At 73.2% G+C, this 22,071-nt stretch carries 16 protein-coding genes and 1 pseudogene; 9 read left to right on the forward strand and 8 right to left on the reverse strand.

Going from position 1 to position 22,071, the window contains the following annotated elements; translation table 11 throughout:
- Positions 1–97: 97 nt before the first annotated feature.
- A pseudogene (locus tag ABEB06_RS26440) lies at positions 98–1,376 on the reverse strand (MbnB/TglH/ChrH family RiPP precursor modification enzyme).
- A gap of 183 nt (positions 1,377–1,559) precedes the next feature.
- Between ABEB06_RS26440 and ABEB06_RS26445 the strand changes: the two are divergent.
- Complete coding sequence (locus tag ABEB06_RS26445; RefSeq protein ID WP_345699385.1) at positions 1,560–2,462, forward strand: GNAT family N-acetyltransferase; 903 nt, start codon at positions 1,560–1,562, stop codon at positions 2,460–2,462.
- A 322-nt stretch (positions 2,463–2,784) separates the two neighbouring features.
- Here the strand turns inward: ABEB06_RS26445 and ABEB06_RS26450 are convergent, their stop codons facing one another.
- The 5 genes from ABEB06_RS26450 to ABEB06_RS26470 form a co-directional block, all read right to left on the reverse strand.
- Positions 2,785–4,923 carry a restriction endonuclease gene (locus ABEB06_RS26450; protein WP_345699386.1) on the reverse strand — a complete coding sequence of 713 codons (2,139 nt, stop codon included), beginning with the start codon at positions 4,921–4,923 and terminating at the stop codon, positions 2,785–2,787.
- Between the two features lie 51 nt (positions 4,924–4,974).
- Positions 4,975–5,379, reverse strand: a complete 405-nt coding sequence (gene msrB, locus ABEB06_RS26455; RefSeq protein ID WP_345699387.1) for a peptide-methionine (R)-S-oxide reductase MsrB — start codon at positions 5,377–5,379, stop codon at positions 4,975–4,977.
- A 13-nt stretch (positions 5,380–5,392) separates the two neighbouring features.
- Positions 5,393–6,784, reverse strand: a complete 1,392-nt coding sequence (gene murC / locus ABEB06_RS26460) for a UDP-N-acetylmuramate--L-alanine ligase (RefSeq protein WP_345699388.1) — start codon at positions 6,782–6,784, stop codon at positions 5,393–5,395.
- A gap of 90 nt (positions 6,785–6,874) precedes the next feature.
- Positions 6,875–7,336 carry an indole-3-glycerol phosphate synthase gene (locus tag ABEB06_RS26465; RefSeq protein ID WP_345699389.1) on the reverse strand — a complete coding sequence of 154 codons (462 nt, stop codon included), beginning with the start codon at positions 7,334–7,336 and terminating at the stop codon, positions 6,875–6,877.
- 117 nt (positions 7,337–7,453) lie between these two features.
- Positions 7,454–8,236 (reverse strand): pyrimidine reductase family protein, encoded by a 783-nt coding sequence (locus ABEB06_RS26470; protein WP_345699390.1) that lies wholly within the window; start codon positions 8,234–8,236, stop codon positions 7,454–7,456.
- 112 nt (positions 8,237–8,348) lie between these two features.
- Here ABEB06_RS26470 and zapE point away from each other — a divergent pair, with 112 nt between their 5' ends.
- The 5 genes from zapE (at position 8,349) to ABEB06_RS26495 (ending at position 15,563) form a co-directional block, all read left to right on the forward strand.
- Positions 8,349–9,374, forward strand: a complete 1,026-nt coding sequence (zapE, locus tag ABEB06_RS26475; RefSeq protein ID WP_345701996.1) for a cell division protein ZapE — start codon at positions 8,349–8,351, stop codon at positions 9,372–9,374.
- Between the two features lie 32 nt (positions 9,375–9,406).
- Positions 9,407–11,497, forward strand: a complete 2,091-nt coding sequence (gene uvrB / locus ABEB06_RS26480) for an excinuclease ABC subunit UvrB (RefSeq protein ID WP_345699391.1) — start codon at positions 9,407–9,409, stop codon at positions 11,495–11,497.
- Positions 11,498–11,633: 136 nt separating this feature from the next.
- The gene (locus ABEB06_RS26485) at positions 11,634–12,212 is read left to right on the forward strand and encodes a TerD family protein (RefSeq protein WP_345699392.1); all 579 of its coding nucleotides are present in this window, start codon (positions 11,634–11,636) and stop codon (positions 12,210–12,212) included.
- A gap of 47 nt (positions 12,213–12,259) precedes the next feature.
- The gene (locus ABEB06_RS26490; RefSeq protein ID WP_345699393.1) at positions 12,260–14,350 is read left to right on the forward strand and encodes a TerD family protein; all 2,091 of its coding nucleotides are present in this window, start codon (positions 12,260–12,262) and stop codon (positions 14,348–14,350) included.
- A gap of 232 nt (positions 14,351–14,582) precedes the next feature.
- Positions 14,583–15,563: a TerC family protein gene (locus ABEB06_RS26495; protein WP_345699394.1), complete on the forward strand. Its 981-nt coding sequence runs from the start codon at positions 14,583–14,585 to the stop codon at positions 15,561–15,563.
- Positions 15,564–15,635: 72 nt separating this feature from the next.
- Here ABEB06_RS26495 and ABEB06_RS26500 read toward each other — a convergent pair whose 3' ends face one another.
- Both ABEB06_RS26500 and ABEB06_RS26505 read right to left on the reverse strand, forming a co-directional pair.
- A complete protein-coding gene (locus ABEB06_RS26500; protein WP_345699395.1) occupies positions 15,636–16,289 on the reverse strand; it encodes an MBL fold metallo-hydrolase in 654 nt (217 codons plus the stop codon).
- Between the two features lie 84 nt (positions 16,290–16,373).
- Positions 16,374–17,147, reverse strand: coding sequence for a maleylpyruvate isomerase family mycothiol-dependent enzyme (locus ABEB06_RS26505; protein WP_345699396.1), 774 nt, complete (start codon positions 17,145–17,147; stop codon positions 16,374–16,376).
- Between the two features lie 206 nt (positions 17,148–17,353).
- On the opposite strand from ABEB06_RS26505, the gene uvrA reads away from it, so the two are divergent.
- From uvrA to ABEB06_RS26520, 3 genes are all read left to right on the forward strand, one after another.
- On the forward strand, positions 17,354–20,233 hold the full coding sequence (gene uvrA, locus ABEB06_RS26510; protein ID WP_345699397.1) for an excinuclease ABC subunit UvrA: 2,880 nt from the start codon (positions 17,354–17,356) through the stop codon (positions 20,231–20,233).
- 126 nt (positions 20,234–20,359) lie between these two features.
- The gene (locus tag ABEB06_RS26515; protein ID WP_345699398.1) at positions 20,360–20,827 is read left to right on the forward strand and encodes a Rieske (2Fe-2S) protein; all 468 of its coding nucleotides are present in this window, start codon (positions 20,360–20,362) and stop codon (positions 20,825–20,827) included.
- Positions 20,828–21,001: 174 nt separating this feature from the next.
- Positions 21,002–22,003: a winged helix-turn-helix domain-containing protein gene (locus tag ABEB06_RS26520; protein WP_345699399.1), complete on the forward strand. Its 1,002-nt coding sequence runs from the start codon at positions 21,002–21,004 to the stop codon at positions 22,001–22,003.
- The last annotated feature ends 68 nt before the right edge of the window (positions 22,004–22,071 follow it).

Raw genomic sequence — 22,071 nt, forward strand, 5'->3', positions numbered from 1 at the left:
AGTCCCCCGTGTCGTTCAGTGGTGCACAGTGCTCGTAGGTGCGTTCAGGCGGGTATCCGGCGGTTCCGGAGCCCCGCCGGGTACGGGCGCGGCGAGGTCAGTGACGGCGGCCGGCCAGCAGCCGGTTCCAGCGGCTGCCGCCGGGCCGCAGCCAGTGCCGCAGCGCCCGGCGCCGGTCGGCGGCCGGGTCGGTGCCCAGCGCCCACTCGGCGAAGGCCCGGGCGTCGGCCCGGTAACCGCCGGTCTGCGGGTGGCCCGCCGCGTACCGCAGGAACAGCGGGCCGTAGTCCGCGCCCAGGATCGCGGCGAGCTCCGGCGCGAGGTGCGCGACGGTGTCCCGGCGCTTGGCGGCAAGGCCCTCCGTCTGGACGCGCACCTGCTCCGCGTCGAAGCCGGCCGGCACCGGGCCGCCGGCGGTCAGCGCCGCCAGCAGCTCGGTCTGCCGACGGGCCAGCGAGGCCCGGGCCAGCAGCAGCTCGGCGTCCTCCCGCTCGCGCACCAGGTACTCGAAGCGTCCGTCGTGCTGGGACGCGATGTGATCAGACATGCTGGGGCACCCCCTGCCCTTCGTAGACCCGTCGGACGGCGGCCAGTTCGCCGGCCAGCTCGGCCGGCGGCGGGAAGCGGTCGTCCCGCTCCAGCAGCACCCCGGCCGGGGTGGTCCGCCGGCACAGCTCGGCGAGCACCTCCAGCACCGGCTCGGTCACCGGGTGGGCGTGCGTGTCGTGCCACACCCCGTCCCGCTCCACCCCGCCCGCCACGTGCACGTACGCGATCGCCTCCAGCGGCAGCCGGTCCAGCTCGGCGGCGACGTCCACCCCCAGGTTGACCCGGTTGGTGTGCAGGTTGGCGACGTCGACCAGCAGCTTCACCCCGGTCCGCTCGACCAGCTCGGCGAGGAACTGGGCCTCGGTCAGCTCGTCGTCCGGCCAGGCCAGGTGGGCGGCGATGTTCTCCAGCGCCAGCGGCACCGGCAGCTCACGCTGCGCGATCCGGACGTTCGCCGCCACCACCGCCAGCGACTCCCGGGTCCGCGGCACCGGCAGCAGGTGACCCGCCTCCAGCCCGCCCGCCCGGACGAACGCCAGGTGCTCGGTGACCAGCGGCGCCCCCAGCGCCAGCGCGGTCTCCGCGAGTCGCGCCAGCCGCCCCGCGTCCGGCACCTCGGCGCCGCCGAGACCGAGCGAGACCCCGTGCGGGACGACCGTGACGCCCCGCTCCCGCAACAGCCCCAGCGACTCCGGCAGGTGGCCGGCGCAGACGTTCTCCGCCACCACCTCGACCCAGTCCACACCGTTCAGCCGCTCGACCACGGTGTCGATCTCGGCTCGCCATCCGAGACCGACACCGAGTCGGAACGCCGGCGGTACGTCCATCGGAAACTCCCCCTCTCCAGTGGGCCCCGCCGTACGCTCCTGCCCCCCCGTTGCCGAGAGTGGCGCCCCGGCGCCCCGGTGCCAAGCCGTCACGGCGAAACTCAGAGCTGAACTTGAGCTTTCCGTGCAGAGAACCCAAATTCAGAGGCGATTCAGTGCGCCGCTGGTTAACGTGACATGCCTATGTCTCTGACGATTCGTGAATTCCGCCCCGCAGATGCCGCCGGAGCCGCCGCAGCCTACAGCGCCGGCCGCCCCTACCTCGTGATCACCCCCGAGGTCGTCGCCTGGCAGGTCCTCCACACGCCCGACTACGGCATCCTGGTCGCCGAGGTCGACGGCGAGATCGTCGGCACCGCCCGGCACGCCCTCGTGCCCGAAGCCGCCACCCCCGGCGAGGCCGTCCTCAACGTCTCCGTGCTCCCCGCGCACCGCCGCCGCGGCGTCGGCGGCCGCCTGGTCGCCGCCGGCGAGGAACTCCTCGCCACCGCCGGCGCCACCCGGATCAGCTGCTGGGCCGACGACGAACCCGACGCCCTCGCCTTCGCCGCCGCCCGCGGCTACACGGCCGGCCGGCAGGGCCACTTCTCCGCGCGCGACCTCACCACCGGGCTGCCGCCCGTCCCCGCGCTCCCCGCCGGCACCGAACTGCGCACCGCCGCGGACTACCTCGACGACCCGTACCCGATCTACCTGGTCGACATCGACGGCACCCGCGCCGAGCCCGGCGACCTGGAGACCGGGGACCAGCCCTACGAGGAGTGGCTCGCCACCATCTGGCGGCGCCCCGACCTCTCCCACGAGCTCACCACCGTCGTCCTCGCCGACGGCGAACCGGTCGCGTTCAGCGCCGCCCAGACCGACGGCGGCCGCTACTGGTCCGCCTTCACCGCCACCTGCGAGTCGCACCGCGGCCGAGGCCTCGCCAAGATCGCCAAGACCGACTCCCTCCACCGCGCCCGCGCGGCCGGCCTCACCGCGGCCTACACCGCCAACGACGCCACCAACGCCCCGATGCTCGCCATCAACGCCTGGCTCGGCTACCACATCTGCGCCGGCGAACGCCGCCACGCCCGCGAGCTGTAGCCCCCGCCGAGCCACCCCCCCGCCCCCGGCGGGAACCCCGCCGAGCCGCACCCACCTGGCCGTAGACCCGGGAACAGCTCCCCCACCTCCGGCGGCTGCCCTGCGGGCCGGTTCCCCCGCCTGCGGCGGGAAGCCGGCCGAGCCGTGGCCGTTGCTCGCGTCGCCGAGGTGCCTCCGGCGGTGCGTCGCGCCTTCGGCGGGAGGCCGGCCGAGGTGCGCCGATGGCGGTTGCCTTGCGGGCGGGTTGCACGCCTTCGCGGGAAGCCGGCCCGGGTGCCTTCGGCGGGGGGTGGGTCGGTGTTCGGTGGGCCCGGTGCGAGGCTCAGGCCACGTCCACGCCGTGGGTGCGGGCGAGGCCGGCGAGGCCGTCGGACCAGCCCTGGCCGACGGCGCGGAGCTTCCAGGTGCCGTTGTGCCGGTAGAGCTCGGCGACGAGCATCGCGGAGATCGCAGGGTCGGCCGGGGGCCGGAAGCGCCAGGCGGCGGGGCCGGACTGGATCTCCAGCTCGGCGTCGCCGAGGTCGGCGCAGGTCAGCCCGGTGTCGGTGTCCATGTTGACGGAGACGGCGACCCGCCGGACGGCGTCCGGGAGGTCGCCGAGGCGGACGTTCGCGGTGCCGTCCAGCGGACGCAGCCGCACCGCACCGTCCGCCGCGGTCGGCTGGTGGTAGAAGACGAAGTCGCCGTCGTCGCGGACCACGCCGTCGGCGGTGAGCAGGAGCAGGGTGAGGTCGGCCTCCGCGCCGGTGGTGCGGAAGGCGACGGCGACCTCCTCGGCGGGCAGCGGCGCGTTCTCGCCGGGGGAGAGGACGGCCGGTTCGGCCCGGCGCTCCGCGGGCGGGACGGGGGAGCCCAGCCGGCCGCGCAGGCCGTGTTCCTGCAGCAGGGCGACCAGCATCGGCCCGTCGACGAGGGTGAGCGGCTTGCCGTCGACCCAGCGTCGGGAGCCGGGTCCGAAGCCCGAGGTGGTGACCAGGATGCCGCGGTTGGCGCCCTGCCGGGACATGGTCGCGTCCAGGTCGCGGACGGCGGTCGGCGGCACGGTCTTGCGGTAGCGCTTGGCCTGGATGACGATCCGCCCGCCGGTGATCGGGTCGGGGTCCTCGGCGAGGACGTCGACGCCCTCGTCGCCGCTGCGCGCGGTGGTGCGGGTGACCAGGCCGCGCCGCCGGAAGAGTTCGGCGATCAGTTCCTCGAAGGCGATCGGGTCCATGGTGAACAGGTCCGGCTCGTCCGAGCCGTCCGCGGTGCCGGGGGATCCGGCGGGCGCGGCCGCGGGGGCCGGGGCGACGGAGCCGACGGAGGCGGTGGAGCGTTCGACCTTGACCGGCTCGGCCTTCTCGGGGCGGGCGGAGAGCCGCCCGCGGAGCCCGTCGACCAGGCAGTCCACCGGCTCGACCCGGTCCAGCGCGACGGCGAGCAGCTCGGCCCGCTCCACGGCGACCGACACCAGGCAGCGCCGCTGTTCCCGGCCGGTCGCCGGGTCGACCGCGGTGAGTACGCCGTTGAGGGCGACGGAGTCGAGCAGCCCGGTCTCGTCGGCCCGGAACAGCACGTCCAGCACCCGCAGCGCGCACTGCGCGAGCACCGCGCGGTACAGCGCCTTGCGTTCGGTGGCCGGGCGGGCCACTTCGGCCTCGCTGTCGTCGGTCTTCACGTAGCGGTAGCGGGCGACGGCCGGCACCACCTCGTACGGCGGCAGCTCCCATTCGACGACCAGCTGGCGGGCGCCGGCGTCCCAGGCCAGTTCGCATTCGACGGGGAAGCCCTCGGGCCAGTCGTCGCGCCAGCGCAGCGCGGCCTCGAACAGCTCGACGACGGCCTCGGCGGCGCCGGCCCGGACCTGTTCGGCGAGTTGCGCGGCCTGCCCGACCTGTCCGGCCGCGAGCTGCCGGCGTTCGGCGGCCCAGGCCTCGTAGCCGGCCCGGTACTCGGCGAGCCGCCGTTGCCGGTCCTGCTCGGCGGCCTGGGCCGCGTACCAGTCGTGCTCGAAGCGGGCCCGGGCCTGTGCGGCCTGCTCGTCCCACCAGCGGCGGGCCGCGGGGTCGTAGGCCTGGGCGCCGGTGAGCGGCGGGACGAGGTACCGGTTCTGGTCCGGCATCGGGACGGGCGTGCCGAGCGGGCCGGGGTCGAAGGGCGGCACCTCGACCCGTCCGGAGGTCTCGGAGAGCCGGAAGGCGGGGCCGGACAGCCCGGCGGCGAGGACGCCGCGCAGTTCGGCGACGCGGGCGTCCAGCTCGGCGGTGCGCGCGGCGAGGTCGGCCTCGCGCCCCTGCTGGTACGCCCGCAGCGCCTCCTTCTCGCCGCGCGCGGCGGCGCGCTGCGCCTCGCGCTGGGCCCGCTCGTACTGGCGGCGCTGTTCGGCGGCCGCCCGGCGCTGTTCCTCCTCGCGCCGGTGCTGCTGCCGCTGCGCCTCCGCGAGCATGCCCAGCAACCCCGCCGAACCCTGACGCCGCGCCACCCCGGTCCTCCTCATACGGTCAGATGATCAGTATGAGGCGAAGTCGGGGGTTCAGGGAGCGGGCTTCAGGGTGAGCGAGATCGAGTTGATGCAGTACCGCTGGTCGGTGGGCGTCCCGTAGCCCTCGCCCTCGAAGACGTGCCCGAGGTGGCTGCCGCAGGTGGCGCAGCGCACCTCGACCCGTCGCATGCCCAGCGAGGTGTCCTGGATGTACTCCACCCGGTCCTCCGCCAGCGGGGCGTAGTACGACGGCCACCCGCAGTGGCTGTCGAACTTGGTCTCGCTGCTGAACAGCTCGGCCCCGCACGCCCGGCAGCTGTACACCCCGACCGTCTTGGTGTCGGTGTACTCGCCGACGAAGGGCCGCTCCGTCCCCGCCTCGCGCAGGACGTGGTACTCCTCCGGCGACAGCTCGGACCGCCACTCGGCGTCCGTCTTCTCGATCTCGTAGGTCACGACACCGCTCCCGTCAGCTCAGTTCGTCCAGGATGGCCGGCCCCAGGTTGGTGACGTCGCCGGCGCCCATGGTGAGCAGCAGATCGCCGGGCTTGGCCATTCCCGCGAGCACCGCGGGGGCGGCGGCGAAGGAGTGCTCGGCCCGGACGTCGGCGCCGGCCCGGCGGGCGGCGTCGATGATCAGCTCGCTGGTGACGCCGGGGATCGGGTCCTCGCGGGCCGGGTAGATGTCGAGCACGACGGAGGCGTCGGCCATCGCGAGGGCCCGGCCCATCTCCTCGGCGAGCTGCTGGGTGCGGCTGAACAGGTGGGGCTGGAAGACCACCAGGACCCGGCCGTCGTCGCCGACCGCCTCGCGGATCGCCTCCAGGTCGGCGGCCATCTCGGTCGGGTGGTGGGCGTAGGAGTCGATCACCTGGACGCCGGCCGCCTCGCCCTTGAGCTGCAGCCGCCGCCGGACGCCGGTGTAGGAGCCGAGCGCCTTGGCCAGGCCGTCGGCGGGCACGCCGAGCGCGACGCCGGCGGCCAGCGCGGCGACCGCGTTGTGGGCGTAGTGCCGGCCGGGCACCGAGACGGTGAAGGTGAGCTCCGAGCCGCCGATCGCGACCGTGACCTCGCTGGTCATGCCGCGCGGCACCACGGAGAGCACCCGCACGTCGGCGTCGTCGGCGGCGCCGACGGTGACGATGTCCAGCCCCTCGCGGCCGGCCACCCGCCGGGTCAGCTCGCGGGCGCCCTCGTGGTCGGCGGAGACGACCAGGGTGCCGCCGGGGACGATCCGCCCGACGAAGGTCTCGAAGGACTCGTAGATCTCGTCCATCGACGCGTAGTTGGCGTGGTGGTCGAGCTCCACGTTGAGCACGATCGCCACCTCGGGCGCGTACTTGTGGAAGCTGCGGTCGCTCTCGTCGGCCTCGGCGACGAAGATCTCGCCGGTGCCGTGGTGGGCGTTGGAGCCGGGGGCGTCGAGGTCGCCGCCGATCGCGTACGAGGGCTCCAGGCCGAGCTCGCCGAGCGAGACGGCCAGCATCGAGGTGGTGGTGGTCTTGCCGTGGGTGCCGGCGACGGCCAGGGCCCGGCGGCCGCCCATCAGGGCGGCGAGCGCGTCGGAGCGGTGGACCACCGGGATGCCGCGCTCGCGGGCGGCGGTCAGCTCGGGGTTGTCGGCGCGGATCGCGCTGGAGACGACCACGCTGCTGGTGCCGGCGGGGACGTTCTCGGCCGCGTGGCCGACGTGCACCTCGGCGCCGAGGGCGCGCAGCGCGAGGACGGTCTCCGACTCCTTGGCGTCGCTGCCGGACACCTTGGCGCCGCGCACCGCGAGGATCTTCGCCAGGCCGGACATGCCGGCGCCACCGATGCCGATGAAGTGCGGGGCGTGCAGGTCGTGCGCGGCGTCGTTCAAGGCGGGGCTCCGTCGGTGCGGGGGCGGGCAGGGCAGGATCCGTGTGGCACGGCACTACGAATTCTGCCCTACCGGCCCCGCCGGGCCGGGCTACGAGTCGCTGGCGAACAGCTTCAGCACCGGGACGCCGACCTTGTGCCGGGCCTTGGAGGCCCAGTCCCGGTGGAAGAACTCCTCGACGAAGTGCGGGGAGGTGAGCACCAGCACCTCGTCGGCCCGGCTGGTCTCCACGATCTCCTTGAGGCGGTCCAGCGGGCCGTCCTGGACGACCTCGCCGGTCGCCTCGGCGCCGGCCTGCCGCAGGTGGCGCAGGCTGTGTTCCAGGGACTCGGTCGCGACGGCGGCCGGATCGCCCTGGTCCTCGTGCTCGTGCACCGCCTTGTCCAGATGGCCGAGGGCCACGTCGTCGAGGGCGCGCAGCAGCTCGTCCTGCTTCCCGCGCGGTTGCATCAGGACGACGAAGGAGACCTTCTCCTCGCCGTGGAGCGTGGTGACCAGCTCCACGTCGGCGTCGGAGAGCGCCTTTTCGATCATCAGTACGGTCTTGAACACGTGAGTCCCTTCGCTGGTGCAGGCCCCCGGGTCCGGTGTCCCTTCCCGTACTCATAGTGCCCGGAGGAAGCTTTCCTCACGCTGCACACGCGCCACACGGGCCACGCGGGGGCAGGGTCACTCGGAGACGGGCGCCGGGTGGGCCGGGCGCAGGTAGCGGGTGAAGAGGAAACCTTTCTGCTCGATCAATGAGACCAGCCGCATACGGTGCGTGTCCGGCATTTGCGGACCTTTCACGATCCGTGGTGAATCACCGCCGGTGACCAGCGGGGCCAGCGACAGGCACAGCTCGTCCAGCAGCCCGTCCGCCGCGACCTGCCCGAGCAGCCGCGGGCCGCCCTCGGTCAGCTGCCGGTTCCAGCCCCGGCCGGCCAGCTCCGCCACCGCCCGCGGCAGGTCGACCGACCCCTCACCCGCGGTGATCACGTCCGCCGTCCGGGCGACCGCCGCCAGCCGCTCCGCCGGGGCGTCCTCGGTGGTGATCACCACCGTCCGCACCAGCGGCTCGGTGAACAGCGCGGAGTCCAGGTCCAGCGCGAGGCTGCGGGTGACCACCGCGATCACGGGCGCCGGGGGCTGCCCCGCCGCCCGGCGGGCCTCGGCGAACTCGGCCCGCGCCCGGCCCGGCCGGTACCCCTCGGCCCGGACCGTCTCCGCGCCCACCAGCACCACGTCCGCCAGCGCCCGCAGCACACCGAAGATCCGCTTGTCCGCCGCGCCGGACAGGCCCTCGGACAGGCCCGCCAGGTTGGCCGCGCCGTCCAGACCGGACACCATGTTGGCCCGCAGCCAGGACCGGCCCTCCCGGACCTCGTCCGGGTACGCGTACAGCCGCGCCAGCGACTCCAGCGCCCACGGGTCGTTCACCGGCACGTCCAAGGGGTTGATCAAGAGCTGCATGGAACCGAGTCTTCCACGCGCGCGCGGTGTGCTCCTGGTCTCACGGCGGCCCGGGGGCCCCGCCCGGCGGCGTACCCTCTACTGCGTGCCTGCTGCCTCCTCCTCCGACGCCATGACCGCGATAGCCCTGACCCAGCGCCACCCCTCGGTGACCGCGGACCGGCTGGTGGCCGAGATGGTGCCGCCGCCCCGCTTCGCGGGCGTCAGCTTCGGCAGCTACCTCCCGGACCCCACCCAGCCGAGCCAGGCCGACGCGGTCCGGATCCTGGAGGAGTTCGCGGCCGGCCTCAACGGGAGCTCCGCCGGCACCGCCAAGCGCGGCTGGTTCCGCCGCTCCGCCCCCGCCCCGACCGGCCCGGCCGGGATCTACCTGGACGGCGGCTACGGCGTCGGCAAGACCCACCTGCTCGCCTCGCTCTGGCACGCCACCCCCGGCCCCAAGGCCTTCGGCACCTTCGTCGAGCTGACCAACCTGGTCGGCGCCCTCACCTTCAAGGGCGCGGTCGACACCCTCTCCTCGCACCGCCTGCTGTGCATCGACGAGTTCGAGCTCGACGACCCGGGCGACACCGTCCTGGTCTCCACCCTGCTCGGCCGGCTGGTCGAGAACGGCGTCAAGCTCTGCGCCACCTCCAACACGCTGCCCGAGAAGCTCGGCGAGGGCCGGTTCGCCGCCGCCGACTTCCTCCGCGAGATCCAGGGCCTGTCCGGGCACTTCCGGCCGGTCCGGATCGACGGCCAGGACTACCGGCACCGCGGCCTGCCCGCCGCCCCGCCGCCGTACGCCGACGCCGACGTCGACGCCCGCGCGGGCCGGACCGCCGGCGCCTCGCTGGACGACTTCGACGGCCTGCTGGAGCACCTGAAGTCCGTCCACCCGAGCCGCTACGGCGCGCTGCTCGACGACGTCCAGGCGGTCTTCCTGCGCGGCGTCCGCCAGGTCGACGACCAGTCCACCGCGCTGCGCCTGGTGGTCCTCGCCGACCGCATGTACGACCGCGAGCTGCCGATCACCGCCTCCGGCGTCCCGTTCGACCAGGTCTTCACCGAGGAGATGCTGCGCGGCGGCTACCGCAAGAAGTACCTGCGGGCGGTCTCCCGGCTGGTCGCCCTGGCCCGGGACAGCGCGAAGCCCTGATCGTTGTCAGTGACGGGACGTACGGTGGAGTCGTGCGTCCCATCACGAGCATTGAGCGGTCCGTGGCGCCCTTCGAGGTCGTCAGCCCCTACCAGCCCAACGGCGACCAGCCGGCGGCCATCGCCGAGCTGGACCGCCGCATCCGTGCCGGCGAGAAGGACGTCGTCCTGCTCGGTGCCACCGGTACCGGCAAGTCGGCGACCACGGCCTGGATGATCGAGAAGCTCCAGCGCCCCACCCTGGTGATGGCGCCGAACAAGACGCTGGCCGCCCAGCTGGCCAACGAGTTCCGCGAGCTGCTGCCGAACAACGCGGTCGAGTACTTCGTCTCGTACTACGACTACTACCAGCCCGAGGCGTACGTCCCGCAGACGGACACCTACATCGAGAAGGACTCCTCGATCAACGAGGAGGTCGAGCGGCTGCGCCACTCCGCCACCAACTCGCTGCTCACCCGCCGCGACGTGGTGGTGGTCGCCTCCGTCTCCTGCATCTACGGCCTCGGCACCCCGCAGGAGTACGTGGACCGGATGGTCCCGCTCAAGGTCGGCGAGGAGATCGACCGGGACGCCCTGCTCCGCCGCTTCGTCGACATCCAGTACACCCGCAACGACCTGGCCTTCAGCCGCGGCACCTTCCGGGTCCGCGGCGACACCGTCGAGATCTTCCCGGTGTACGAGGAGCTGGCCGTCCGGATCGAGTTCTTCGGCGACGAGATCGAGGCGCTCTACACCCTGCACCCGCTCACCGGCGAGGTGATCAGCCAGGACGACTCGGTCTACGTCTTCCCCGCCTCGCACTACGTCGCCGGCCCCGAGCGCATGGAGCGCGCGGTCAACGACATCGAGAAGGAGCTGGAGGGGTCCCTCGCCCGGATGGAGAAGCAGGGCAAGCTCCTGGAGGCCCAGCGCCTGCGGATGCGCACCACGTACGACATCGAGATGCTCCGCCAGATCGGCACCTGCTCCGGCGTGGAGAACTACTCGATGCACTTCGACGGCCGCGAGCCCGGCTCCCCGCCGAACACGCTGCTCGACTACTTCCCGGAGGACTTCCTCCTGGTCATCGACGAGTCGCACGTGACGGTCCCGCAGATCGGCGCGATGTACGAGGGCGACGCGTCCCGCAAGCGCACCCTGGTCGAGCACGGCTTCCGCCTCCCCTCCGCGATGGACAACCGCCCGCTGAAGTGGGAGGAGTTCCTGGAGCGGATCGGCCAGACCGTCTACCTCTCGGCGACCCCGGGCAAGTACGAGCTCTCCCGCTGCGAGGAGCCGGTGGAGCAGATCATCCGCCCGACCGGCCTGATCGACCCCGAGGTGATCGTCAAGCCGACCGAGGGCCAGATCGACGACCTGGTGCACGAGATCCGGCAGCGGGTCGAGAAGGACGAGCGCGTCCTGGTCACCACGCTGACCAAGAAGATGTCGGAGGACCTCACCGACTACCTGATCGGCCTCGACATCCGGGTCCGGTACCTGCACAGCGACATCGACACGCTGCGCCGGGTCGAGCTGCTGCGCGAGCTGCGCGCGGGCGAGTACGACGTGCTGGTCGGCATCAACCTGCTGCGCGAGGGCCTCGACCTGCCCGAGGTCTCGCTGGTCGCGATCCTCGACGCGGACAAGGAGGGCTTCCTGCGCTCCGGCACCTCGCTGATCCAGACCATCGGCCGCGCCGCCCGCAACGTCTCGGGCCAGGTGCACATGTACGCCGACCGGATCACCCCGGCGATGGAGCTGGCCATCGAGGAGACCAACCGCCGCCGGGCCGTCCAGCAGGCGTACAACGAGGAGCACGGGATCGACCCGCAGCCGCTCCGGAAGAAGATCGGCGACATCCTGGACACCCTGAGCCGGGAGGACGTGGACACCGAGCAGCTGCTCTCCACCGGGTACCGCGGCCAGGGCAAGGGCAAGGCCCCGGTGCCCGCGCTGGGTGCCGACCGCAAGCCCGCCAAGAGCCTGCCGGCCGCCGAACTGGCCCAGCTCATCCAGGACATGACGGACCGGATGCACGCCGCCGCCGCGGAGCTGCAGTTCGAGGTCGCCGCCCGCCTGCGGGACGAGGTGAAGGAGCTGAAGAAGGAGCTCCGGCAGATGCGGGAGGCGGGGATGGCGTGACCCCCGGGGGTAGGCCCTAGGGTATGGGGCGGGGGGCCGCCGTGCCGCCGTTCGGGTGGAACCGGGGGACGCCCGGGGACGTCCTGAGACACCTCCGGAACGCACCGGACATGCTCCGGGAAGAGAGGACAGCACCGTGTCGGTGAACCTGGCGAAGGGCCAGAGCGTCAACCTGCAGAAGTCCACCGGCGAGTCGCTGAGCGTCGTGCGGATGGGCCTCGGCTGGAAGGCCGCCGCCCGGCGCGGCCTCTTCGGCCGGCGCACCCGCGAGATCGACCTCGACGCCTCCGCCCTGCTCTACGCCGAGAAGACCCCCACCGACGTGGTCTTCTTCCAGCACCTGGTCAGCAACGACGGCTCGGTCCGGCACACCGGCGACAACCTGGTCGGCGGCGTCGGTTCGGGCGGCGACGACGAGTCGATCCTGGTCGACCTGGCCCGGGTGCCGGTGCACATCACCCAGATCATCTTCACCGTCAGCTCGTACACCGGCCAGACCTTCCAGGAGGTCGAGAACGCGCACTGCCGGCTGATCGACGAGCTCACCGGCCAGGAGCTGGCCCGCTACGAGCTCACCGGCGGCGGCGCGCACACCGGCCAGATCATGGCCAAGGTCTCCCGCGACGGCAGCGGCTGGAAGATGACCGCGATCGGCACCCCCGCCCGCGCCCGCACCTTCCAGGACATGCTGCCGGACATCGAGCCGTTCCTCTGACCCCCGGTCACCGGGAAGAGAACGCCACAGGGGAGGAACGTCACCGCATGGCCGCCGCCGAACTGGTGCGCGGGCAGAACCACCCGCTGCCGGGTACCCGGATCTCCGTCCGGGTCTCGGCGGCCGGGACGGCGGCCGCCGCCGTTCTGCTCACCGACGACAACGGTCGCCTGCTCGGCGACCCCGGGTACCTGCTGCACGAGCGGGCCCGAGAACTGCCCGGCGTCCGGCTGACCGCCGACGGCACCGTCGAGGCCGACCTCGACGCGCTGCCGGACGGGGTCCGCCGGGTGCTGCTGGCGCTGGTCCTGCCCGCCGGCTCCACCGGGTTCGGGGCACAGGGCGAGCCGCGCGCCGAGGTCGTCGCGGACGGCGGGCACGCCGTCGCCGCGTTCACCCTCGCCGGGCTCGGCGGCGAGACGGCGGTCGTCGCCGTCGAGCTGTACGCGCGCGGGCCGGCCTGGAAGGTCCGCGCCGTGGGCCAGGGCTACCAGGGCGGCGCCGCCGCCCTGCTGGCCGACCACCACGGACCGGCCGCCCTCGCCCCGGACCTGACGCCCGCCCCGGCCGCGGCCGGGGCCGGGCGTCCCGCGGGCACCGTGCCGACCGGCATCGACACCGCCCACCCCGGGCGCGCGGCCACGTCCCCGGGGGACGTGGTCACGGACGCCGTCCCGGGCCCGGCGGGGATCGACACCGTGCACCCCCGCCGCCGTCCGACGGACGCCGTGCCGACCGGTACGGCCCCGACGGACGCCGTGCCGACCGGTACGGCCCCGACGGACGCCGTCCCGGCCGACGCCGTCCCGTTCCCGCCCGGGATCGACACCGTCCACCCGCGCCGCCGCCCGGAGACCCCGTCGCCGTCCGACGCGACCCCGACGGACGCCGTCCCGTTCCCGCCGGGGATCGACACCAGCCACCCCGGCCGGCCGACGGCGCCGCCGATGCCGAGCGGCCCGCCGACCGTCGGCATGCCCTCGCCGGCCGCCGCCGTGCCGCCCGGCACCCCGCCGCCGGTCGCCGGTGACGCCGCCGGGTTCACCATGGACGAGCGGCTCTACAACCAGGTCTGGGGCGTCTTCGAGGACGCCGCCCGCTCCGCCGCGGCCTACCGCTCGGCGGTGGACTTCGCCGACCAGCGCGAGGCCCAGGAGGTCGAGGCGCTGCTCTCCGACCCCCGGGCGCGCTTCGGCACGGAGGCGGAGTCCGGCCGGGCCCGGGCCCGGGCCCGCCGCGACGAGCTGGAGGGCCGGGCCCGCGAGGTGCGGGACCGCGACTCCGCCCAGCTGCTGGAGGAGCTGCGGGTGGTCGAGGCGGCGATGCCCGCCCCGATGGCCCGCTGGGACAGCCCGGCCTGGTCGGCCTGGCAGCCTCCCGAGGAGCCGCCGTTCGCCCTGCGCCTGGGCGACCTCCACCTGCCCGAGAACCCGGACCTCCGGGTGCCGATGCTGGTCCGCTTCCCCTCGACCCGGGGCCTGTGGGTGGACACCGGCAGCGGCGCGGAGTCGGACGGCCCGGGCAGCGTGCCGCTGGGCTCCGCCGACCGGAAGGCGTTCGCCGCCGGGGTGGCCAACGCCGCCGCGGCCCGGATGCTGGCCTGCTACCGACCGGGCGGCCTGTTGCTGCACGCGGTCACGCCCGGTGGCGACGCGGCCGGCGCGGTCGCGCCGTTCGCCCGGGCCGGGCTGCTGTCCGGGCCGCCCGCGACCGACGCGTCCCTGGTCACGGCGCTCCTGGAGATCCTGGTGGAGCGGGTCGACCTGGTGCAGATGGCGCGCCGGGCCGGCGCCCCGGTGGCGCTGCCGCCGCACATCGACCCGGCGGACCGGCTGCTGCTGGTGCACGACTTCCCGTACGGGTTCGACGACCGGACGCTGGCCAAGCTGCGCTACCTCGCGGAGGAGGGGCCGTCGGTCGGCGTCCACCTGCTGGTGGTGGCGGACCGGGCGGACGGCCGGGAGTACGGCCCGCTGCTGGACTCGTTCTTCCGCTCGATGACCCGGCTCGCCCCGGTCGCCCAGGACTACCTGGCGGACCCGTGGGTGGAGCACCTGTGGACCTTCACCCCGGCCGTGCCCGCGCCCGGCGACCCCGCGCTGCCCGCCCTGCTCGACCGGATCGCCCGCGGCCGCTGACCCCCGAGGAGCCCCGAAAGGGCATTGCTCTTTACCTTCTTTACCTTCTCTTGGTGGATCTGTTAGCCTCGACGGGAGCGGAGGGGAGTATTCCCCCGCGGTGTTCCCGTCATCACGGGCGCCCGTTCCACGGGCGCCCCGGGGCACCGGCCGGGTCGGCGCGCCGACCGGTGGAAGAGACCTCCGGCAGTGACGATGTCCATTTCGCCTATTGCCGGAGGAGCAAGCAGTCGTGGACGTTTCCGTTGGCCTGTGGGTCGGGACGATCGGCGTCCTGGTCGCCCTGATCGTGGCCGATTTCTTCATCGGCGGCCGAAAGCCGCACGAGGTCTCCATCAAGGAGGCCGGCACCTGGACGGTCGTCTGGGTGGTGCTCGCCGTGCTGTTCGGCGGATTCCTCTGGTGGTACGGCGGTTCGCAGCCGGCCGGTGAGTTCTTCGCGGGCTACATCACCGAGAAGTCGTTGAGCGTCGACAACCTGTTCGTGTTCATTCTGATCATGGGCAAGTTCGCCGTTCCGCGGATGTACCAGCAGCGGGTGCTGATGTTCGGCGTGATCATCGCGCTGGTGCTCCGGGCGGTCTTCATCGCCGGCGGCGCGGCGATGGTGAGCACCTTCTCCTGGGTCTTCTACATCTTCGGCGCCTTCCTGATCTGGACGGCGTGGAAGCTGATCAAGGAAGCCCGGGCCGGCGAGGAGGAAGAGGAGTTCGAGGAGAACCGCCTCCTCAAGGCCATCGAGCGGCGCTTCCCCTCCACCGACAAGTACCACGGCACCAAGCTCTTCGTGGTGGAGAACGGCCGCCGGCTGATGACGCCGATGCTGATCGTCATGCTGGCGATCGGCACCACCGACGTCCTGTTCGCACTGGACTCGATCCCCGCGATCTTCGGCCTGACCCAGGACCCGTACATCGTCTTCACCGCCAACGCCTTCGCCCTGATGGGCCTGCGCCAGCTGTACTTCCTGATCGGCGGCCTGCTGAAGAAGCTGGTCTACCTGTCGTACGGCCTGTCGGTGATCCTCGGCTTCATCGGCGTGAAGCTGGTGCTGCACGCGCTGCACGAGAGCGGCGTGCACGTGCCGGAGATCGGCATCCCGCTCTCGCTGGGCTTCATCGTGGTGGTGCTGGGCGTCACCACGGTCGCCAGCCTGGTCTCCTCCCGCCGGGCGGAGCGGCGGGAGCGCGAGGCGGAGAAGATCGACGCCTGACCCCCGCGCCCGACACCCGCGACGACGGAGGGGGCCACCCGGCAGCTGCCGGGCGGCCCCCTCCGTCCGCGCTCACCAGCCGCGCTCGCGCCACTCGTCGAGGTGCGGGCGCTCGGCGCCGAGCGTGGTGTCGTTGCCGTGGCCGGGGTAGACCCAGGCCTCGTCCGGGAGCACGTCGAAGATCTTCTCGTTGACGTCCCGGAACAGGCTGGCGAAGGCCTGCGGATCCTTCCAGGTGTTGCCGACGCCGCCGGGGAAGAGGCAGTCGCCGGTGAACACGTGCGGGTGGCCCTGCGGGTCGTCGTAGACCAGCACGATCGCGCCGGGGGTGTGCCCGACCAGGTGCCGCACGGTCAGCCCGACCTGGCCGACCCGCAGCACGTCGCCGTCGTCCAGCAGCAGGTCGGTGCGGACGTCGATGCCCTCGGCGTCGATCCGGCCGGCGGCGGTGCGGGCGCCGGTGGCGGCGGCCACCTCGGCCAGCGCGCTCCAGTGGTCGTGGTGCCGGTGGGTGGTGACCACGGTGGCCAGCCGGTCGCCGACGGTCTCCAGCAGCACCGGCGCCTCGGCGGCCGCGTCGATCAGCAGCTGCTCGTCGGTGGCCCGGCAGCGGAGCAGGTAGGCGTTGTTCTCGTACGGGCCGACCGCGATCTTGGTGATGATCAGGTGGGCGAGCTCCCGTACGTCCGGCGGGCCGCCGACCTTGACCGAGCCGTGGTACGTCATCGTGCCGCTCCTCGCTGCCGCCGCTTCGGGGTGGTCCCGTTCCGGGGTGTCTCGTTCCGGGGTGTCTCGATCATCATCCCGCGCTCAGCCCATCGGGGGCAGCTTCGGCAGGGCGGTGCGGGCGTCGGCCAGCTGCTCGCCGCCCCGGTGCACCTGGAGGCCGTCGCCGTCGGCCCGGCCGGACAGCCAGGCGGTGAGCGCCCGGACCGGGCCCTCGGCGGTCAGTTCGGGCGCGCCGGCGCCGGCGGCGGTGCCGAGCTGCACCCGCTGCCCGGTGTCCTCGGCGATCAGCAGCACCGCGTCCAGCCCGTCGACCCCGGCGAACTGCGCGCCGAGCCGGGCGAACTCGCGGCGGGCGAAGGCCTCCGGCCAGTGCGCGGGAGTGTGCCCGGCGTCCAGGTCGACGTGGTGGTACTCGACCTCGGCCAGCCGCTTCCCGGGCAGCTCGTGGACCGGGAAGGTGTACCCGGCGCGGTGCCGGACCGGGGCGCTCCACGCCGCGTCGGGCAGCAGGGCGGCGGCGTCCAGGAAGCGCCGGTGGCTGTCGCGCAGGTCGGCGAGGTGCTCGTCGAGCGGCCGGCCGGCGCCGGCCTCGATGTCCCGGTCCCGGGCCTCGGCGCTGGCGTACTGGGGAATGTCGCGGCCGGTGCGGGCGCTGTCCAGGAGGTTGACCAGGGAGTCGGCGTTGCGGGCCAGGTGGGTCAGCACGTGGCCGCGGGTCCAGCCCGGCAGGGCGGAGGGCCCGGCGACCGCGGCCGGCTTCAGCCCGGCGACGGTGTGCAGCAGCAGCTCGGTGGATTCGACGGTCGCGCGCAGCGCTTCGGCCGCTCTGGCGGCGTCGGTCCGGGCGTCGGTCATGCGGTGGCCTCCGGGTGATCACGCTTCCGGGCGTTGCCCGGGCGGGTCCTGCGTCGTTGACGCTATCGCGCCCGGCGGACCTGTTCACTCATTCGGGTGGACTCGGCTGGACAAGCTCGATATTCGAACGCCTGAGCTATAGGCTGGCTGCCGCATCCTGGAAGAAGTACACACTCATCTCGCCCCGGAGAAAGGCGCCAGAAGCAGTGGCCGACCGCCTCGTCGTCCGTGGTGCTCGCGAGCACAACCTCAAGAACGTCTCGCTCGACCTGCCCCGCGACTCCCTCATCGTCTTCACGGGCCTCTCCGGGTCCGGCAAGTCCTCGCTGGCCTTCGACACGATCTTCGCCGAGGGGCAGCGCCGCTACGTCGAGTCGCTGTCCTCCTACGCCCGCCAGTTCCTGGGGCAGATGGACAAGCCCGACGTCGACTTCATCGAGGGCCTCTCCCCGGCCGTCTCGATCGACCAGAAGTCCACCAGCCGCAACCCGCGCTCCACCGTCGGCACCATCACCGAGGTGTACGACTACCTGCGCCTGCTGTTCGCCCGGATCGGCAAGCCGCACTGCCCGCACTGCTCCCGCCCGATCGCCCGGCAGTCGCCGCAGGCGATCGTCGACCGCGTGCTGGAGCTGGCTGAGGGCACCCGCTTCCAGGTGCTCAGCCCGGTGGTGCGCGAGCGCAAGGGCGAGTTCGTCGACCTCTTCGCCGACCTGCAGTCCAAGGGCTACGCCCGGGCCCGGGTCGACGGCGCCACCGTCCAGCTGACCGAGCCGCCGACGCTCAAGAAGCAGGAGAAGCACACCATCGAGGTGGTGATCGACCGCCTCACCGTCAAGAGCAGCGCCAAGCGCCGGCTCACCGACTCGGTGGAGACCGCCCTCAAGCTCTCCGGCGGCATGGTCGTGCTCGACTTCGTCGACCTCGCGGAGGACGACCCCGAGCGCGAGCGGATGTACTCCGAGCACCTCTACTGCCCGTACGACGACGTGTCGTTCGAGGAGCTGGAGCCGCGGTCCTTCTCCTTCAACTCCCCGTTCGGCGCCTGCCCCGAGTGCTCGGGCCTGGGCAACCGGATGGAGGTCGACCCGGAGCTGATCGTCCCCGACGAGGAGAAGTCGCTCGACGAGGGCGCCATCCACCCGTGGTCGCAGGGCCACACCAAGGAGTACTTCCAGCGCCTGGTCGACGCGCTCTCCGGCGAGCTGGGCTTCCGCACCGACATCCCCTGGGCCGGTCTGCCCGCGCGCGCCAAGAAGGCGCTGCTGTACGGGCACAAGACCCAGGTCGAGGTGAGGTACCGCAACCGCTACGGCCGCGACCGCTCGTACACCACGGCCTTCGAGGGCGCCGTCCCGTTCGTCACCCGGCGGCACTCGGAGTCCGAGAGCGACGCCAGCCGGGAGCGCTTCGAGGGGTACATGCGCGAGGTGCCCTGCCCGACCTGCCGGGGCACCCGGCTGAAGCCGGTGGTCCTGGCGGTCACCGTCCAGGGCAGGTCGATCGCCGACGTCTCCGCGATGTCGATCAGCGACTGCGCCGACTTCCTCGGCGCGATGAAGCTCACCGCGCGCGACAAGAAGATCGCCGAGCGGGTGCTGAAGGAGGTCAACGAGCGGCTGCGCTTCCTGGTCGACGTCGGCCTGGACTACCTCTCGCTCAACCGCGCGGCCGGCACCCTCTCCGGCGGCGAGGCCCAGCGCATCCGGCTCGCCACCCAGATCGGCTCCGGCCTGGTCGGCGTGCTCTACGTGCTGGACGAGCCGTCCATCGGCCTGCACCAGCGCGACAACCACCGGTTGATCGAGACCCTGGTCCGGCTGCGCGACATCGGCAACACCCTGATCGTCGTCGAGCACGACGAGGACACCATCAAGACCGCCGACTGGGTGGTCGACATCGGCCCCGGCGCCGGCGAGCACGGCGGCAAGGTGGTGCACTCCGGCTCGCTGAAGGAGCTGCTGAAGAACCCCGAGTCGCTGACCGGCCAGTACCTCTCGGGCAAGAAGAGCATCCCGGTCCCGGCGGCCCGCCGCCCGCGCGACAAGAAGCGCCAGATCACCGTGCACGGCGCGCGCGAGCACAACCTGAGGGACGTCACCGTCGGCTTCCCGCTCGGCACCTTCACCGCGGTCACCGGCGTCTCCGGCTCCGGCAAGTCGACCCTGGTCAACGACATCCTCTACACCCACCTCGCCCGCGAGCTGAACGGCGCGCGCTCCGTCCCCGGCCGGCACACCCGGATCACCGGCACCGACCTGGTCGACAAGGTGGTGCACGTCGACCAGTCGCCGATCGGCCGCACCCCGCGCTCCAACCCGGCGACGTACACCGGCGTCTTCGACCACGTCCGCAAGCTCTTCGCGGAGACCCAGGAGGCCAAGGTCCGGGGCTACCTGCCCGGCCGGTTCTCCTTCAACGTCAAGGGCGGCCGCTGCGAGAACTGCTCCGGCGACGGCACCATCAAGATCGAGATGAACTTCCTGCCGGACGTCTACGTGCCGTGCGAGGTCTGCCACGGCGCCCGGTACAACCGGGAGACGCTGGAGGTGCACTACAAGGGCAAGTCCATCGCCGAGGTGCTGGACATGCCGATCGAGGAGGCGCTCGACTTCTTCGAGGCCGTCCCCGCGATCGCCCGCCACCTGCGCACCCTCAAGGAGGTCGGCCTCGGGTACGTCCGGCTCGGCCAGCCCGCCACCACGCTCTCCGGCGGCGAGGCGCAGCGCGTCAAGCTCTCCTCCGAGCTGCAGAAGCGCTCCACCGGGCGGACGGTGTACGTGCTCGACGAGCCCACCACCGGCCTGCACTTCGAGGACATCAGCAAGCTGATCAAGGTCCTGGAGGGCCTGGTCGACAAGGGCAACACGGTGATCGTCATCGAGCACAACCTCGATGTGATCAAGACCGCCGACTGGATCGTCGACATGGGCCCCGAGGGCGGCAGCGGCGGCGGCACCGTCACCGTCGAGGGCACCCCGGAGGAGGTGGCCGCCTCCACGGCCAGCCACACCGGCAAGTTCCTCCGCGACATCCTGCCCGGCGTCTCCGACGCGACGCCGGTCCGGGCCCGGAAGAAGGGCTGACCCGGCGGTCCGTGCCGGGTGACGACCCCGAGGGGGCGCGAGGCCGAGCCTCGCGCCCCCTTCCGCTCTCATCCCCAGCGCATAGACTTCCCCGTCGACTTCGCTTCCGTCCCTGAGGAGACCGCCATGACCGAGGCCGTCGAGAGCCCCGCCACCTCCCGCCGTACCCTGCTCTGCTGCGCCGCCGCGGTGCTCGCGGGCGGCAGCGCCGTCGCGGTCACCGGCTGCTCCTCGGACTCCGACTCCTCCTCGTCCGGCACGGGCGGCGCCGCCTCCTCCTCCGGGGGCGGCGCCGCCGGCGCGGTCGACCTGGGCGCGGCGAGCGAGGTGCCGGTCGGCGGCGGCAAGGTGTACCGCGACCAGAAGATCGTCGTCACCCAGCCCACCGCCGGGCAGTACAAGGCGTTCAGCGCCAAGTGCACCCACGCGGGCTGCGTGGTCGACCAGGTGACCTCCGGCCAGATCTCCTGCCCGTGCCACGGCAGCAAGTTCGCCGTTGCCGACGGCTCGGTGTCGGCCGGCCCGGCGCCCTCCTCGCTGCCCGAGTACAAGGTCGCCGTCCAGGACGGCAAGATCCAGGTCACCAAGGCCTGACCCCTCGTCAACTCCCGGACGCCTCCTGCCCGCACCCCCGTGACGGGCGGGAGGCGTCCGTGCGTGTTCCCCATGGTCGGACGCCTCCGTCCCGGAGCACCACGGCTTTAAGCCGTGCCTAAAATGGTCGCGCCGGAAGCCGGTGACCGGACGGGCCTCGGGGGAGGACGGGCAGTGCTGCGGATCCACTTCACCGCCACCGACCTGGCCAGGGCCAGGGTCGCCCCGACGGCGGGCCCGCTCGCCGAGACCTTCCAGAGCCTCCAGATCCTCTCCCGCTGCCGCAACAGCCTGCCCTTTCGGGCCTGGCGCCGGAGCCTCGCCGGCCCGCTCGGCGAGGGCAGCCGGCCGCTCCGCTCCCTGCTGCCCGCCCCGGGTTCGGGGCTCGACCTGATCGCCCTGGCCGGCATGGACCCGTCCGTCGAGGCCGGCCTGGACACCCTGCTCGGCGTCGCCGACCACACCATGCGCGTCGAGCTGGAGATCGCCCGGCTGCCCGGTGCGGACCGCGGCTGGCTCGCCGCCCTGATCAGCGGCGACCTCCCGGCCCGCCGGGTGCTCGCCGACTCCCTCGACGCCACCCACCGCGCCCTGGTCCTCCCGCACTGGTCCCGGATGCGCGGCCACCTCGACTCCTACCGCGCCGACTGCGCCCGCACCGTGATGGACGGCGGCATCGAGCGGCTGCTGGAGTCCCTCTGCCCGCCGCACACCCGCTGGAGCGCCCCCGTGCTGGAGATCGGCCGCGGCCCCGAGGTCGACGTCCACCTGGAGGGCCGGGGCCTGGTCGTCGCCCCGATGGTCTTCATGACCGGGCACCCCCAACTGTTCTTCGACGTCGGCGACGAGGGCGCCGCACCGATCCTCACCGTGCCCACGCTCCGCGACCCGCTCGCCGCGGCCGCGCTCTGGGACGCCGACCGGGAGGCCGGCGACGCCTCGCTCGCGGCCCTGCTCGGCCGCACCCGTGCCGCCGCCCTCGACATCGTCACCGAGAGCTGCTCCACCACCGAGCTCGCCCGCCGCCTCAACGTCTCCGCGGCCGCCGCCAGCCAGCACGCCACCGTCCTGCGCAACGCCAACCTCATCACCACCCGCCGCCGCGGCGGGGCCGTCCTCCACACCATCACCCCGCTCGGCGCCGACCTCCTCTCCCGCGCCCACGCGGTGGGCTGACCATCCGTCAGCCGGTGGCGGTCCAGGTCCACGGGCGGGGCCGTGCTCGCCGCGCAGCCCCGGAGCGG

This window comes from Kitasatospora terrestris (assembly GCF_039542905.1).
Classification (GTDB): domain Bacteria; phylum Actinomycetota; class Actinomycetes; order Streptomycetales; family Streptomycetaceae; genus Kitasatospora; species Kitasatospora terrestris.

What these genes read in the sequence shown, in the direction of transcription:
- ABEB06_RS26445 (WP_345699385.1), top strand. Translation starts at nt 1,560, where the DNA reads ATGTCTCTGACGATTCGTGAATTCCGCCCCGCAGATGCCGCCGGAGCC.
- ABEB06_RS26470 (WP_345699390.1), bottom strand. Translation starts at nt 8,236, where the DNA reads ATGCAGCTCTTGATCAACCCCTTGGACGTGCCGGTGAACGACCCGTGG.
- zapE (WP_345701996.1), top strand. Translation starts at nt 8,349, where the DNA reads ATGACCGCGATAGCCCTGACCCAGCGCCACCCCTCGGTGACCGCGGAC.
- ABEB06_RS26490 (WP_345699393.1), top strand. Translation starts at nt 12,260, where the DNA reads ATGGCCGCCGCCGAACTGGTGCGCGGGCAGAACCACCCGCTGCCGGGT.
- ABEB06_RS26500 (WP_345699395.1), bottom strand. Translation starts at nt 16,289, where the DNA reads ATGACGTACCACGGCTCGGTCAAGGTCGGCGGCCCGCCGGACGTACGG.
- ABEB06_RS26505 (WP_345699396.1), bottom strand. Translation starts at nt 17,147, where the DNA reads ATGACCGACGCCCGGACCGACGCCGCCAGAGCGGCCGAAGCGCTGCGC.
- ABEB06_RS26515 (WP_345699398.1), top strand. Translation starts at nt 20,360, where the DNA reads ATGACCGAGGCCGTCGAGAGCCCCGCCACCTCCCGCCGTACCCTGCTC.